The 14,047-nt window shown below is 36.2% G+C and carries 14 protein-coding genes; 10 read left to right on the top strand and 4 right to left on the bottom strand.

Annotated elements, in window-relative coordinates; genetic code table 11:
- Nucleotides 1-11: 11 nt before the first annotated feature.
- The 3 genes from I3217_RS15540 to era all read left to right on the top strand — a co-directional run bounded on the left by I3217_RS15540 (nt 12) and on the right by era (nt 2,459).
- A complete protein-coding gene (locus I3217_RS15540) occupies nt 12-1,280 on the top strand; it encodes a DEAD/DEAH box helicase (RefSeq protein WP_435050689.1) in 1,269 nt (422 codons plus the stop codon).
- Between the two features lie 4 nt (nt 1,281-1,284).
- On the top strand, nt 1,285-1,503 hold the full coding sequence (locus I3217_RS15535) for a VF530 family DNA-binding protein (RefSeq protein WP_435050688.1): 219 nt from the start codon (nt 1,285-1,287) through the stop codon (nt 1,501-1,503).
- Between the two features lie 71 nt (nt 1,504-1,574).
- A complete protein-coding gene (era, locus tag I3217_RS15530; RefSeq protein WP_435050687.1) occupies nt 1,575-2,459 on the top strand; it encodes a GTPase Era in 885 nt (294 codons plus the stop codon).
- A 1-nt stretch (nt 2,460) separates the two neighbouring features.
- Here the strand turns inward: era and I3217_RS15525 are convergent, their stop codons facing one another.
- Entirely contained in the window at nt 2,461-2,958 is a 498-nt protein-coding gene (locus tag I3217_RS15525) for a GTP-binding protein (RefSeq protein ID WP_435050686.1), read from the bottom strand.
- Nucleotides 2,959-3,044: 86 nt separating this feature from the next.
- On the opposite strand from I3217_RS15525, the gene der reads away from it, so the two are divergent.
- The 3 genes from der to I3217_RS15510 all read left to right on the top strand — a co-directional run bounded on the left by der (nt 3,045) and on the right by I3217_RS15510 (nt 6,611).
- Nucleotides 3,045-4,355: a ribosome biogenesis GTPase Der gene (gene der, locus I3217_RS15520; protein WP_435050685.1), complete on the top strand. Its 1,311-nt coding sequence runs from the start codon at nt 3,045-3,047 to the stop codon at nt 4,353-4,355.
- A gap of 102 nt (nt 4,356-4,457) precedes the next feature.
- Nucleotides 4,458-5,201, top strand: coding sequence for a tetratricopeptide repeat protein (locus I3217_RS15515; RefSeq protein ID WP_435050684.1), 744 nt, complete (start codon nt 4,458-4,460; stop codon nt 5,199-5,201).
- A 54-nt stretch (nt 5,202-5,255) separates the two neighbouring features.
- A complete protein-coding gene (locus I3217_RS15510; protein ID WP_435050683.1) occupies nt 5,256-6,611 on the top strand; it encodes a UDP-N-acetylmuramate--L-alanine ligase in 1,356 nt (451 codons plus the stop codon).
- Between the two features lie 64 nt (nt 6,612-6,675).
- On the opposite strand, the gene I3217_RS15505 is transcribed toward I3217_RS15510, so the two are convergent.
- From I3217_RS15505 to I3217_RS15495, 3 genes are read right to left on the bottom strand one after another with little or no spacing between them, the layout of a single operon-like run.
- Nucleotides 6,676-9,276: a mechanosensitive ion channel family protein gene (locus I3217_RS15505; RefSeq protein ID WP_435050682.1), complete on the bottom strand. Its 2,601-nt coding sequence runs from the start codon at nt 9,274-9,276 to the stop codon at nt 6,676-6,678.
- Nucleotides 9,277-9,332: 56 nt separating this feature from the next.
- A complete protein-coding gene (locus I3217_RS15500) occupies nt 9,333-9,926 on the bottom strand; it encodes an FMN-binding negative transcriptional regulator (protein WP_435050681.1) in 594 nt (197 codons plus the stop codon).
- Between the two features lie 17 nt (nt 9,927-9,943).
- On the bottom strand, nt 9,944-10,396 hold the full coding sequence (locus I3217_RS15495) for a DUF1569 domain-containing protein (protein WP_435050680.1): 453 nt from the start codon (nt 10,394-10,396) through the stop codon (nt 9,944-9,946).
- Between the two features lie 50 nt (nt 10,397-10,446).
- Between I3217_RS15495 and radC the strand changes: the two genes are divergently transcribed.
- The 4 genes from radC to I3217_RS15475 all read left to right on the top strand — a co-directional run bounded on the left by radC (nt 10,447) and on the right by I3217_RS15475 (nt 14,047).
- Nucleotides 10,447-11,145, top strand: coding sequence for a RadC family protein (gene radC, locus I3217_RS15490; RefSeq protein WP_435050679.1), 699 nt, complete (start codon nt 10,447-10,449; stop codon nt 11,143-11,145).
- Between the two features lie 113 nt (nt 11,146-11,258).
- Complete coding sequence (locus I3217_RS15485; RefSeq protein ID WP_435050678.1) at nt 11,259-12,557, top strand: polysaccharide deacetylase family protein; 1,299 nt, start codon at nt 11,259-11,261, stop codon at nt 12,555-12,557.
- Nucleotides 12,550-13,239 carry a YjjG family noncanonical pyrimidine nucleotidase gene (locus I3217_RS15480; protein WP_435050677.1) on the top strand — a complete coding sequence of 230 codons (690 nt, stop codon included), beginning with the start codon at nt 12,550-12,552 and terminating at the stop codon, nt 13,237-13,239. The genes I3217_RS15485 and I3217_RS15480 overlap by 8 nt, the downstream gene beginning before the upstream one ends.
- 34 nt (nt 13,240-13,273) lie before the next feature.
- A complete protein-coding gene (locus tag I3217_RS15475) occupies nt 13,274-14,047 on the top strand; it encodes a hypothetical protein (protein WP_435050676.1) in 774 nt (257 codons plus the stop codon).

The following is a 14,047-nucleotide window of genomic DNA, read 5'->3' as shown; positions in this document are numbered from 1 at the left end:
AAATTTAATTTATGTCATTTAATTCTTTAGGCCTATCTGAAGCCTTATTGAGAGCAATCAATAAAAAAGGATATTCATCTCCATCTCCAATTCAAGAAAAAGCAATCCCTCCTATTTTAGAAGGGAGAGATGTGTTGGCATCTGCCCAGACCGGTACTGGAAAAACGGCAGGCTTTACGTTGCCATTACTACAAATATTATCGCAGGGCGCTATACAGAGAAGGAGACCTGTTAGAGCATTAATACTAACACCAACGCGCGAACTTGCGGCTCAGATTTTTGATAATGTAAAAGATTACAGTTCATTTTTAGATTTAAAATCGGCTGTTATTTTTGGTGGGGTTAATCAGAATCCTCAGGTTTCAAAGCTTCGTCAGGGGGTAGATGTGTTGGTGGCAACACCAGGTAGATTGTTGGATTTATGTAATCAGGGATTACTATCACTTAATAAAGTAGAGCTTTTTGTGTTAGATGAAGCCGATCGTATGCTTGATATGGGTTTTGTGCGAGATATCGAAAAAGTCATAAAACTGATACCGGCAAAACGTCAGAATTTAATGTTTTCGGCTACATTTTCTAAAGAGATTAAAAAACTGGCTCACGGCATTTTAAATCATCCTGTTATGGTTGAGGCTACTCCGGAAAATACAACTGTAGAGGTTATTAAGCAAAAAGTGATTCGTGTTGATAAAGCCAAGAAAACCGAATTGATTATTAAATTAATTACTGAGGGTAAATGGAAACAGGTACTGGTTTTTACAAGAACCAAACACGGTGCTAACAATTTAACCAAGAAAATGATGGCGGGAGGTATAACAGCAGCAGCTATTCATGGTAACAAAAGTCAGGGCGCGCGAACAAAAGCTTTATCCGGATTTAAAGATGGAAGTATACGGGTTATGGTAGCTACAGATATTGCAGCACGTGGCTTAGATATTCCTTTATTGCCGCATGTTATAAATTTCGAAATACCTAATATTCCCGAAGATTATGTGCATCGTATAGGTAGAACAGGTCGTGCAGGGGCCAGTGGAGAAGCAATGTCTCTTGTGAGTCCGGATGAAACTACTTTTTTACGAGATATACAAAAGTTAATAGGAATGACAATTCCTTCAGAATTACTGGAAGGATTTGAACCAGACCCTAATGCGTCTACCGAACCTATTAAGCGTCAGCAACAATCAAGATCTGGAAGTGGCCGATCCGGAGGGAAACGTAATTCAGATAGAGCGCCTAAAAACGGTTCAGAAAAGCGTAAAACTAAAAAAAGAAGGTATTAAAATAATGAGTAGTCAACCTAATAATCCCCTTCATGGAGTAACATTAGAGCAGATTGTTATAGCGCTCGAAGCACATTATGGTTGGGAATATATGGGGTATACAATAAATATACGCTGTTTTACCCACGATCCATCTGTAAAATCCAGTTTAAAGTTTTTAAGAAAGACACCCTGGGCAAGAACTAAAGTGGAGCAGATGTATATTAAAATGATATCAAAATAAACTATTGTAAAAGTTAAATCGGAATTAAGCGTTCAAGGTTGTAACTTTGCAGTATATAAATGCAGTAAGATATGAGTCATAAAGCAGGTTTTGTAAATATAATCGGAAATCCTAATGTAGGTAAGTCTACCTTGATGAATGCTTTTGTTGGTGAAAAATTATCGATTATCACATCTAAAGCGCAGACTACGCGTCACCGTATTCTTGGTATAGTTAATGGAGATGATTTTCAGGTAATTTTATCGGATACTCCAGGAATTATAAAACCGGCTTACGAACTGCAATCGTCTATGATGGACTTTGTGAAATCGGCTTTTGAAGATGCAGATGTTCTGGTTTATATGGTAGAAATAGGTGAAACCGAGTTAAAAGACGAAGCATTTTTTAATAAAATTACTAATGCAGATATTCCTGTTTTACTGCTATTAAATAAAATAGATAAATCAGATCAGGAACAATTGGAAGCTCAGGTGGAACTTTGGAGTAGCAAGGTGCCTAATGCCGAGATTTTTCCAATTTCAGCTTTAGAAGGATTTAATATTCCTGAGGTGTTTAACCGAATTATTGAATTACTGCCAGATTCGCCTCCGTTTTACCCTAAAGATCAGTTAACCGATAAGCCGGAGCGCTTTTTTATTAATGAAACGATTCGGGAGAAGATTTTACTGCATTATAAAAAGGAAATTCCATATGCAGTAGAGGTCGATACGGAAGAGTTTTTAGAAGAAGAAGACATTATTCGTGTGCGCTCGGTTATTATGGTAGAACGCGATACACAAAAAGGGATTATCATCGGTCATAAAGGAGCCGCTTTAAAACGCGTTGGTGTAGAAGCCCGAAAGGATCTGGAACAGTTTTTCGGAAAACAAATTCATCTGGAACTTTATGTAAAGGTGAATAAGAACTGGAGATCTAATACCAATCAGCTTCGTCGATTTGGTTATAATCAAAAGTAAATCATTTTAAATGTAATGTGGTCAGCATAAAGTTATGCAATCTTTGCATGTCTTTTTTGCCTTTATAACGCCCGGCGCGACCTATAAAATAAAGTACAAACCACAAAACAATCATACTAATACACCCCGCGATTTGCAGGGTGTAATTGTTTTCTAGCGCCCAGTTGGAATACGCCCATATGGCAAAGCAGGTAAAGATTAGAGCTACTATAAAATGAGAAAACATAAAAAGAGTCCACACGGTTGGGTTTGGGCCAAACAGGCCGTGTAATTTACTGGAGGAAGTATCAATTTCGTTAATTTCTAAATGAAGTTGTGGCGACCAGAACTGTTGTTTGTGTTTTGGCAATCTTATAAAAACATGATCGTCTACTCGTGAAATTATAAATTCATTCTGTGTGGTTTTAGCTGTTTCGAAAGCCTGTAAAACCTCTTGGTTAGAATGTTTTAATTCCATGATAAACCGTGGTCTGAGAATAATTTCGTTATCTAAAATCATGTTTTTTATAGCGCTATAAATAATGTGTTAAAATACAGTTTTTTCTTAAAAATCTAAACACTACCTTTGCAGACAATTAAAAGTGTATGAGTAATATAGTAGCCATAGTAGGAAGACCAAATGTTGGAAAGTCAACATTTTTTAATCGTTTAATCCAAAGACGAGAAGCCATAGTAGATGCAGTAAGCGGGGTTACACGAGACAGACATTACGGTAAGACAGACTGGAACGGAAGAGAATTTTCATTAATAGATACCGGAGGTTATGTAAAAGGGAGTGATGATATTTTTGAAGCAGAGATTGATAAGCAGGTAGAACTTGCTATAGATGAGGCCGATGCTATCATTTTTATGGTAGATGTAGAATCTGGAGTAACCGGTATGGACGAAGATGTAGCTAAGTTGTTACGTCGTGTTAAAAAACCGGTATTTCTGGTGGTTAATAAAGTCGATAATGGTAAGCGTGCCGAAGATGCGGTTGAATTTTATGCATTAGGTCTTGGTGAGTATTACACAATAGCCAGTATAAACGGTAGTGGTACAGGAGATTTACTGGATGCTTTAGTAGAAGCATTACCTGAACCAGACGAAAATGAAGCAGAGGAATCTGAATTGCCTCGTTTTGCTGTTGTAGGTCGTCCTAATGCAGGGAAATCTTCTTTTATTAATGCGCTTATTGGAGAGGATCGTTATATTGTTACCGATATCGCGGGGACAACCAGAGACGCAATTGATACCAAATATAACCGTTTCGGATTTGAGTTTAATCTGGTAGATACAGCTGGAATTCGTCGTAAGTCTAGAGTTAAGGAAGATTTAGAGTTTTATTCTGTCATGCGTAGTGTTAGAGCTATCGAACACAGCGATGTGTGTCTGGTGGTTTTTGATGCCACTCGTGGTTTTGACGGACAGGTTCAGAATATCTTCTGGCTGGCGGAACGTAACCGTAAAGGGATAGTTATTCTAGTAAATAAATGGGACCTTGTAGAAAAGGATACGAATTCAGCAAAGGAATTCGAACGCCTTATCAAAAAACAAATCGAGCCTTTTACCGATGTGCCAATTGTATTTATGTCGGCATTAAACAAACAACGTATTTTTAAAGCGATAGAGACAGCTGTTGAGGTTTATAACAATAGAGCAAAAAAGATAAAGACGAGTGAATTAAACGAGGTCTTATTACCTATTATAGATCATTATCCACCACCAGCATATAAGGGTAAATTTGTGAAAATTAAATTTATTACCCAATTGCCAACACCACAGCCGCAGTTTGCATTTTTCTGTAATTTGCCGCAATACGTTAAAGATCCTTATAAGCGTTTTCTGGAGAATAAATTAAGAGAGCACTTCGATTTTAAAGGTGTTCCTGTAAGTGTTTATATGCGTAAAAAATAAAATATCCGTATACAATAATTTAAATGCCTTCTTTACAGAAGGCATTTTTAGTATATTACTGTTTTAAATTCGTAGTTCACAGTTAATTATCAGCCTTTAATTATGCGACTTTTCAGTTGGAGTATTTTAATTCAATGTATTTTCTTTTGCGAGTGCCTTTATGCTCAGGCCGCTGTAGTAGAGGCTCAAAATCACTTTAAGGCGAAAGAATTTTCTCGGGTTGTCGCAGTTTTAAATCCCTACCTTAAACAGCAATCTGCAGATCTGGAGGGATTGGAATTAATTGCCGATGCTTATGCGCATTTAGAATTATGGGACGAGGCAATTCCTAAATACAGAGAATTGGTCGATTTACAGCCGAAACAGGCAATTTTTCAATATAAATACGGCGGAGCATTGGCTATGAAGGCGCTAACTGTGAGTAAATGGGAAGCCTTGCCTTTGGTTCTCGAAGCGAAGACGGCGTTTTTAAATGCGACAAATTTGGATGTAAACCACATCGATGCACGTTGGGCTTTGGTGAAAATTTATACGAAACTTCCTTTTATTCTCGGAGGTAGTACTTCTAAGGCTTTACGTTATGCAGATGAATTAGAAACCTTATCGGAAGTAGATGGCTGCCTCGCCAAGGGGTATATATTTGACGAACAGCATAATTTTGAAGAGGCTGAATTTTATTTCAAAAAAGCAGTGCAAATTGGAGGGTCTGAAACCTGTTATAGGGAATTAGCCAATTTGTATATTAGAGCAGGTAAAAAGGAAAAGGCTAAAGCTGTTTTACAAACAGGACTCAGAACTTTAAAGTCCGAAGCGCTACAAAATATGCTAGATGATATTAGCCAATAATCCTATGGCAAAACCTTCCAAAACCTGTATCTTTACAGTCTTCAAATTAAGTTTATGAACGTACATTTTATAGCCATTGGAGGGAGTGCTATGCATAATCTGGCACTGGCTTTACAGCAAAAAGGATATCAGGTAACAGGAAGTGACGACGAAATTTTTGAACCTTCAAAATCAAGATTAAAATCCAAAGGGTTATTACCCGAGGCGTTTGGTTGGTTTCCAGAGAAAATTAATAGTAGTTTAGACGCTGTGGTTCTGGGAATGCATGCCAAAGCCGATAATCCGGAATTGTTGAAGGCCCAGGAATTAGGGCTTAAAATATATTCGTATCCTGAATTTTTGTACGAGCAGTCCAAACATAAAACGCGCGTAGTAATTGGCGGAAGTCACGGTAAAACTACAATAACATCTATGATTCTGCATGTTATGAATTATCATGAGCGGGAAGTCGATTTTATGGTGGGCGCACAGTTGGATGGTTTTGATGTTATGGTAAAACTAACCGAAGAGAACGATTTTATTGTTCTGGAAGGCGATGAGTATTTGAGCTCACCAATAGACAGACGACCTAAATTTCACTTGTATAAACCCAATATAGCCTTATTAAGCGGTATTGCCTGGGATCATATTAATGTGTTCCCTACTTACGAAAATTACGAAGAGCAATTCAGTATTTTTGTTGATAGCATTGTAAAAGGCGGAAGCATAACGTATAATGCCGAAGATGAAGCGGTAACACGTGTGGTAGGGGCGTCTGCAAATACCATTAGAAAATTGCCGTATACAACCCCAGAGTATACTGTGGAAGATGGAGAAACCTTACTGGAAACTCCGGAAGGGCCTTTGCCGATAGAAGTTTTCGGGGCTCATAATTTAAATAATTTAGCTGGCGCAAAGTGGATTTGTCAACATATGGGGGTTGATGAAGACGATTTTTACGAGGCTATAGCTACGTTTAAAGGCGCGAGTAAGCGACTTGAAAAAATAGCTGAAAGTAATACTAGTGTAGCTTATAAGGATTTTGCACATTCACCAAGTAAAGTACAGGCAACTACGAATGCAGTAAAGCAACAGTTTGAGAATCGTACTTTAGTGGCCTGTCTGGAACTACATACCTACAGCAGCTTAAATGCGGATTTTCTTAAGGAATATAAAAGTACACTGGATGCCGCCGATGTGGCAGTTGTGTTTTATTCGCCGCATGCTGTGGAAATTAAAAAATTAGATGTGGTAACTAAAGAGCAGATTGCTCAGGCTTTTGAAAGGGATGATTTATTAATTTACACCAATCCGGATGATTTTAAAGCGTTTTTATTCGCTCAGGATTTTAAGAATAAATCACTCCTGTTAATGAGTTCCGGAAATTACGGTGGTTTAAATTTCGATGAGGTAAAAACTTTAATTCAATAAGCATTAGTATTCTGATACAATAAAAAAGCGTTCTTAAATAAAATATAAGAACGCTTTTTTGTTTCTATTTAACAGGACCGTCATCCGGTGTTTCAGCAGAGGAGCCTTTCGAATTGATATCGGTTTCCAAAGGTTCTATTAAAGGTTTTTCTGTATTTTTAGAAATAACTTTTTCATTAGGCTTTACCGAAGATGCTTGTACAGGCAATTCGAAATTTTCCGGTACGTTTTTGATATTTAAATCGCGTTGCGGGAATGGAATTTCAATGCCTTCAGCTTTAAAGCGATTATAAATAGCTATCGAAACATCACTTTTTGATTGTAATCCTACTTCGTAATGTACCCAAAACAGTAAGCGAAAGTTTAGGGAGCTGTCTCCAAAATCGTTAAATAAAGCAACCGGTTTAGGTTCTTTTAATGTGTACTGGCATTCAGTAGCGACTTCGGTTAAAATTTTAAGAATTTCGTTAGGATCGGAATCGTAAGTAGTGCCAATAAGTATTTCTACCCTTTTGGTGTTGTTGGAAAGGGTCCAGTTGATAAGATCGTTAGAAATAAGGTTGTTATTTGGTACGACCACTTCGGCACCATCAAAAGTACTTATATTGGAGGCTCTAACTCCTATGTGATTTACTGTTCCAAGAAGATTATTAACTTCAACAGTATCACCTGGTAATATTGGACGTTCGAATACTAAAATGAGTCCAGAAATAAAATTTGATACAATATTTTGTAAACCAAAACCAATACCTAAACCAAGAGCTCCGGCCATAAGATTAAATTTGCTTAAATCGACACCGAGAGCAGAAAGAGCGAGTATAATACCGAAACCTATAATAAAGTATCTAATTACCAATGAAACCGCTGCAGGAATACCCTTTGGGAGTCTGAAAAAACGCAGTACGCCATCATCATCATTAATTAAGAATGATACGAGTCGAGTTAAAGCAAACGAGATGATTAAGGTAATGATAAAAGATAATACAGCACCAATTGTGAATGTGAGATTTCCTATTTTATACGGTTCTGTAAATGTATCGCTTAAGTAAAGTAAAAGCGGTCGTAGAAAGTCAATCATTGCAAGGAAGAAGAATCCCCAGAGAAAATACATTGTAATTCTAACAATCTTTAGAACGCGGTTTTCAGTTTTCGTTCTTTCAAATGCATTGTAAGAGGTCTTTACGGTAAAATGTCTGTGGATAATACTTAATGCAATACCATTAATAACAATGGCTAAACAGTAAAATATTATAGTAATTATACCACTTTGGGTACTTATTTTAAGCGTAATATCGGTTAAGTTGGTATAGCCTAAAATATTGGACACTATCGATATTAAACTTAATACATATATAGCGGGAGTTAAGCGGATTAAAAGCCAGTTGAACCCGGAAGTAAACTGCTTAATAGTTTTAAAAAATGGTCTTGTAAAATAGTATAAAATAATAATAACGACAGCAGCTTCAACTAAAATGTAAAGTCTGTAACTTAATGAGGAAAACCAAATATATGTCTTTGCAGAATTAAGAATGTAAAAGAGAGGAACACAATATAAAATGTTTTTAAATCTTTTAGACATTATAGGCATTATTATAGGAATGGATACTACAATAGCCGAGAATGTAATGATGTCTCCCAACAGCTTAGGTAGGTTAGAAAAGAAGAATTTTGCAAAGAATAACGACAGAAATATTATACTTAATGTATTTTGATTCAGGATAAGGTTTTTAGCAACAATAACAGCTTCTGAATCGTTACGGCTTTCATCATAAGGGTACTTTAAAAAGCCACGTTTAAAATATCGTAATGTTGTAAAAATTAGGCCAACAAAAATGAGAAAGAAAATTATGTTGCCTTTTTGATTATCAGCTAATTTATATAACCCAACACCACGACCATCAAGGGCCTGTACCTGCTCTTTTTCTTTGATTTCTTTTTTGGTTTTCTTAAAAGAGGTTTTCCAGATAGGTGAGTGTCTTAAATGAAATAAATCGTAAACTTCTGAATTTTTTAGAGCAATTAAGTCTTCAATAATATCCTCGACATAATTAGTCTGAGTGCTAATTCGGGTTTCCAACCTTATGTAGTAATTATTGTTTTTTAAAATGATATTTTTCGTGTTTTCAACATCATCCATTGTCTGTTTTATGGCAGATAGCACTTCTTTAGGAGCCTCCTGTTCTACGGCATTGGCATAACTTAATTTCCAGACTTTATCTTTAAAAATAATACCTTCTATAAGTATGGCATTACGTTCCTCCTGATCGTTTATCCGATCCATCCATTGGTTTAAATAGTTTAAATAGCCGTTCCATTTAACCGTTGCACTATTTATTTTCTGGATATTAGGATTGGCTTGCATAAAGTGCTCTACCAAATCCCCTTCGGTTTTTAGAAATTTGGCATAAATAGGTAATAAAGAGTCTATTTTTTGTATGTCTGGCGACCGGTTTATTTTTCGGGATGTTAGTTTTAAGTTACTATTCGTGGCTTCAATTTCACGAACAATATTAATTAAAGGAATGGCTTTTGGCTGTTCTGCAATGGTGTCTTGTAAAACTTCGATGTCGCTTGTTAAATCTGTAATCTGGGCATGAATTAGTGGAGAGGCAGATAAACAAATAAACCAAATAATAAGTGTTGTAAAATGTATTTTAAGTTTCATTATGTACTGACTAAAGACATGGGATATACTATAAAGATACAGTTTTTTATGCTGTATTAAGAGATAATTTTATCTATTAAAATAGCCTGATTTTTACTTCGGGATGCAATTAAGGCTTCTTTGGCAATCTGTTGTTCTCCTTCAGTTTTGTCTTGAGAGACTTTAAATTTACCTTCCCAGTTTGTAATTTCAATTTCAAAACCAACTACATAATTAATAAACTGTTCCATTTTAGTGTTGTCCATAGTTAAACGATACAGATGTTCAGGGTGTTCCAGAGATTCTGTCATGGCTACCATAGTTTCTTTTATGTGTAGTGCATCGTTTATGGCTATGGCTTTTCCCTGAATGTGTACTTTTATGTAATTCCAGGTCGGGAGTTGAGAACCATCAAATAAACTGGGGGAAATATAACAGTCAGGACCAGAAAAAATAGCGGTAACAGGGCGACCATTTCTTAAGAGGTCGGCCTGAGGGTTAAACTTATCAATATGGCCTATGAGTTTGCCGTTATCGTAAATTAAGGGAATATGAGTAATAATAGGAAAATGTTCTTTTACAGAAATTAAGGTTGCCAAAGGGTAGTGTTTTATAACCTCTAACATAACCGATTTAGAAGGTTCCTGATATATTTTAGGTGGGTAACTCAAAATAGTATGTTTTAAAATTATACGCCAAACTGTTTTAAATGATGATCCAGATGTTTGTATTCCATTTGGCCCCACTGGGCTTTTGTAAAAGTACCAAACAGCGGATGAACAGGTAAACGGACTTCATTATCCAGTTGTTTAAAGTCTTTAATTAATTGCAGTAAGGTGTCCTGTTCCGTTTTAAAATCGACAGGGTAATCTACTATAAATTCTTTAGAGGTAGGAATGCTTTTTTTCCAGGGCGTGTCGTTATACAATAAAGGTTTATAAAGTTTAAGCATAAGTTTTCGAAACCGGCCAATATTTGTGTTTAGCGAAATATTCTGCAAAGCGACATCCAAAGGTCCCTGACAATGTTTTAGCATTTGTCCTACACTCATTTTTCCCCATAACGGCATATCGTTTTCAGATAGTTTTAAAATTCGGCTGGTTATTGTTTCGTAGGTTGCATTGTTGAATAAAGATTCCATAAAGCCCTGATTTAATTGCTTCTGAAATTTACAATAATTATATTTATCATATGTCAGAAAAGAAAATCCCCTTTACAATCAAGCATTGGTCTCAGGACGATCAGCCTCGGGAAAAACTGTTGTATAAAGGTCAGGCAGCACTAAGCGATGCCGAGTTGCTAGCCATTTTAATAGGATCGGGAAACAGAACCGAAAGTGCTGTTGGATTGTGTAAACGCATTTTGGCCAGTGTAGATAATAATTTAAGCGCTTTAGGGAAATTGTCCATAAAACAATTAATGACGTTTAATGGGATAGGAGAAGCCAAAGCGATAAGTATAAAAGCTGCCATGGAATTAGGACGCAGACGACGTGGCGAAGATATTATTGACCGGAGTAAAATTACATCTTCAAACAGTGTTTTCGAATTGATGCAGCCCGTTTTGGGAGAATTGCCACATGAAGAATTCTGGATTTTGTATTTAAATAACTCCAATGCTGTAATTAGAAAAGAACAATTAAGTAAAGGCGGGATTACAGGTACTTTGGTAGATGTGCGGCTGACATTAAAAATGGCTTTGGAAGTTGGGGCGACGGCACTTATATTAATTCATAATCATCCGTCGGGGACTTTAAAACCCAGTACGGCTGATAAGCAGATTACTCAAAAATTAAAAACGGCCGCTTTAAGTTTAGATATTAAGGTCTTAGATCACGTTATTATTACAGAACATCGGTATTTTAGTTTTGCTGATGAAGCGATATTGTGATTTCTGAACACGTTTCGAGATGTAAACGCTCTTAGGTTTGTTATGAAGATAGTTGAGGTTAGGAGCTTTCTTAATCGTATTATTCATTACTTTTATTGCTTTAAATTCTATTTGTGCTTCTAGTATATACTCATAAAATAACACCGCGATTACGTTTTACTTTTAATCATATTTGTAAACGGATTTTACGAGTACCGGTGTCTTTTACTTCGGTAATCGAAGAGTTTATAGCCCATGATTCTCTTAAAATGTCATACACCAAACAGCCTCTTGGAGACGAGATGTTTATTAGAAGTCATGATTTACTTTTCGAACAAGGGTTATCCGATGTCGATATAAACGTTCAAAACTGGGAAGACACAAAATGTTTCTTTTTTAGTAGCGATAAAAGTGTTTTACCCTACGATATATTTGCAGCTTCATTTTATTTGCTGAGTCGTTACGAAGAATATTTGCCGCATGTAAAGGATGAGTACGGTAGGTATGTCGCCACCGAAAGTCTGGCTTATAAATATAAGTTTCTGGACCAGCCGGTAGTTGATATCTGGGCGTATAAATTTAAAGCCGTGTTAGAGGAGTTTCATCCGGAATTTCAGTTCCCGGAGCGGGAATACAGGATAAAACCTGTAATTGATGTGCCATCGCCGTATAATTTCAGGTTAAAAGGTTTAATGCGTACTATCGGGGCATCTATTAAGGATGTTCTGGGCTTGCGGCTTAAGCGAAATTATTACCGCATTATGGTGTTATTAGGATTTCAGCGAGATCCCTACGATAATTTTAAGTATATCATTAATAAGCAGAAACAGAGCCGGTTTAAGTTTCAGTTATTTTTTTTAATTGGCGATTATTCTACTTACGATAAAGGGGTAAGTGTACATAGAAAAGATTACGTGTCACTCATAAAGTCTATGGCCGATTACTGTAAAGTGGGACTTAAAGTATCTTATTTTGGCATTGAAGATGAAACCATATTAAAGAAGGAAAAGCTAAGGATGGAAGGCATAATTAACACGTCGCTGGTCGCTTCCAGAAATTCGTATTCCAAATTGAATTTACCAGAATTTTACAGGAATTTAATGGAACTGGAAGTCAAGGAAGATTATACAATGGGGTACGTAAACCATATCGGGTTTAGAGCAGGAACCTGTACGCCATTCTTTTTTTACGATCTGGATTACGAAGTGCAGACACCATTAAAAATTAACTCGTATCACGCGATAGACTATGCGCTTTTAAAACATAAGTCTTTACTTGATAAGAAAGAAACGGTGCAGCGTATGATAGCTGAAATTAAAAAGGTGAATGGCGAATTTATTCCGGTATTTCATAATTATACGTTTAGCGGATTGGGACGCTGGAAACATTTTAAAGAATTATTTAACCTAATTTTAGATTCGGTAGATGAATAACACGCAGATAACAGATGTCTTTTTTGATCTGGACCATACCCTTTGGGATTTTGAGAAAAATTCAGCTTTGACTTTTAAAAAAATATTTGAGCTCAATGAAATTGAAGTGGAGACCGATTATTTTTTAAAGCATTATAAGCCTATAAATTTATCGTATTGGAAACAATACCGCCAGGGTGAAGTGAATAAAGAAGACCTACGTTACGGCAGATTGAACGATACGTTTAAAGCTATGAATTTAAGTGTGTCCGACGATCTTATTTACAGGCTTTCCGAAGATTATATTCAGCATTTAACAAGCTTCAATTTTTTGTTTGAAGATACTGTTACGGTTCTTGATTATTTACAGGCACGTTATAATCTGCACATTATTACCAATGGTTTCGAAGAGGTGCAAAGCTCAAAATTAGAAGGTGCTAATATTATGCATTATTTTAAAACGATAACTAATTCCGAACAGGCTGGTGTTAAAAAGCCTCATCGCGATATTTTTAATTTCGCATTAAAACAAGCCCGGACAGAAGTGCATAAAAGTGTCATGATTGGCGATGATTTTGAAGCCGATATACTGGGGGCAAAATCTGTAGGGTTTGAAGTGATTTATTTTAACGTGAATGCGAATGCAAACGCCGAGAATGTACCTCAAATTAATAAGCTTATCGATATTAAAAATTTCTTATAAATCTCATTATATTTACTAAAATCAAAATTTCATCATGAAAAGACTTTGTTTTCTAATCTGTTTTACTCTGTGTTTTACCAGTATCGCACAGACCAACTTAAATCAGTATAAATATGTAATTGTCCCGGAAACCTTTGAATTCTTAAAGGAGCCGAATAAGTATAATATGAATGCGCTTACTAAATTTTTATTCGATAAATATGGATTTACAGCCATTATGGAAGGTGAGGATATTCCAGCCGATTTAAATTCAAACGGCTGTCTGGCTTTAAGATCGGATGTTATAAATGAGTCCAGTTTATTTACCACAAAACTAAAGGTACAGCTTAAAGACTGCAAAAATCAGGTGGTTTATGTTTCTAATACAGGAACAACTAAAGAAAAGGAATACCAGAAAGCCTATCAGGTGGCATTGCGGGAAGCGTTTGAATCTTTTGAAGCGTTAAATTATAAGTTCGAAGGCACAACAGCAGCAACAGTTGCTCCGGTAGCAAGCTCTGCAGTAGTGCCAGTGACTCCTGTGGTGGCAGAAGAACTTCATGAAGCAACGGATGCTCAGATACAAACTGCTCCAGCTGCAGTTTCGGTAGCATCTGGCACTGTTTTATATGCGCAAGCGATACCTCAAGGGTATCAGTTAGTTGATAGCACTCCTAAAGTAGTGTATAAATTAAAACAATCCGGACTTAAACATGTTTATTTTGTAGAGGGGAAACAGGCTATTGTTTATAAAAATGGGGAATCGTGGATTGTTGAATATTACGAAGGCACGCAGTTAAAACAGGAAACCTTAAACATTAAATTTTAA

This window comes from Formosa sp. S-31 (assembly GCF_051172795.1).
Lineage (GTDB): Bacteria > Bacteroidota > Bacteroidia > Flavobacteriales > Flavobacteriaceae > Formosa.
Note: the sequence above shows the minus strand (reverse complement) of the source record. Positions and strands in the feature narration are given on the sequence as shown.

Excerpts from the sequence above, each read along its gene's own strand:
- I3217_RS15540 (WP_435050689.1), top strand. The coding sequence starts at position 12 with ATGTCATTTAATTCTTTAGGCCTATCTGAAGCCTTATTGAGAGCAATC.
- I3217_RS15535 (WP_435050688.1), top strand. The coding sequence starts at position 1,285 with ATGAGTAGTCAACCTAATAATCCCCTTCATGGAGTAACATTAGAGCAG.
- era (WP_435050687.1), top strand. The coding sequence starts at position 1,575 with ATGAGTCATAAAGCAGGTTTTGTAAATATAATCGGAAATCCTAATGTA.
- I3217_RS15525 (WP_435050686.1), bottom strand. The coding sequence starts at position 2,958 with ATGATTTTAGATAACGAAATTATTCTCAGACCACGGTTTATCATGGAA.
- der (WP_435050685.1), top strand. The coding sequence starts at position 3,045 with ATGAGTAATATAGTAGCCATAGTAGGAAGACCAAATGTTGGAAAGTCA.
- I3217_RS15515 (WP_435050684.1), top strand. The coding sequence starts at position 4,458 with ATGCGACTTTTCAGTTGGAGTATTTTAATTCAATGTATTTTCTTTTGC.
- I3217_RS15510 (WP_435050683.1), top strand. The coding sequence starts at position 5,256 with ATGAACGTACATTTTATAGCCATTGGAGGGAGTGCTATGCATAATCTG.
- I3217_RS15505 (WP_435050682.1), bottom strand. The coding sequence starts at position 9,276 with ATGAAACTTAAAATACATTTTACAACACTTATTATTTGGTTTATTTGT.
- I3217_RS15495 (WP_435050680.1), bottom strand. The coding sequence starts at position 10,396 with ATGGAATCTTTATTCAACAATGCAACCTACGAAACAATAACCAGCCGA.
- radC (WP_435050679.1), top strand. The coding sequence starts at position 10,447 with ATGTCAGAAAAGAAAATCCCCTTTACAATCAAGCATTGGTCTCAGGAC.
- I3217_RS15480 (WP_435050677.1), top strand. The coding sequence starts at position 12,550 with ATGAATAACACGCAGATAACAGATGTCTTTTTTGATCTGGACCATACC.
- I3217_RS15475 (WP_435050676.1), top strand. The coding sequence starts at position 13,274 with ATGAAAAGACTTTGTTTTCTAATCTGTTTTACTCTGTGTTTTACCAGT.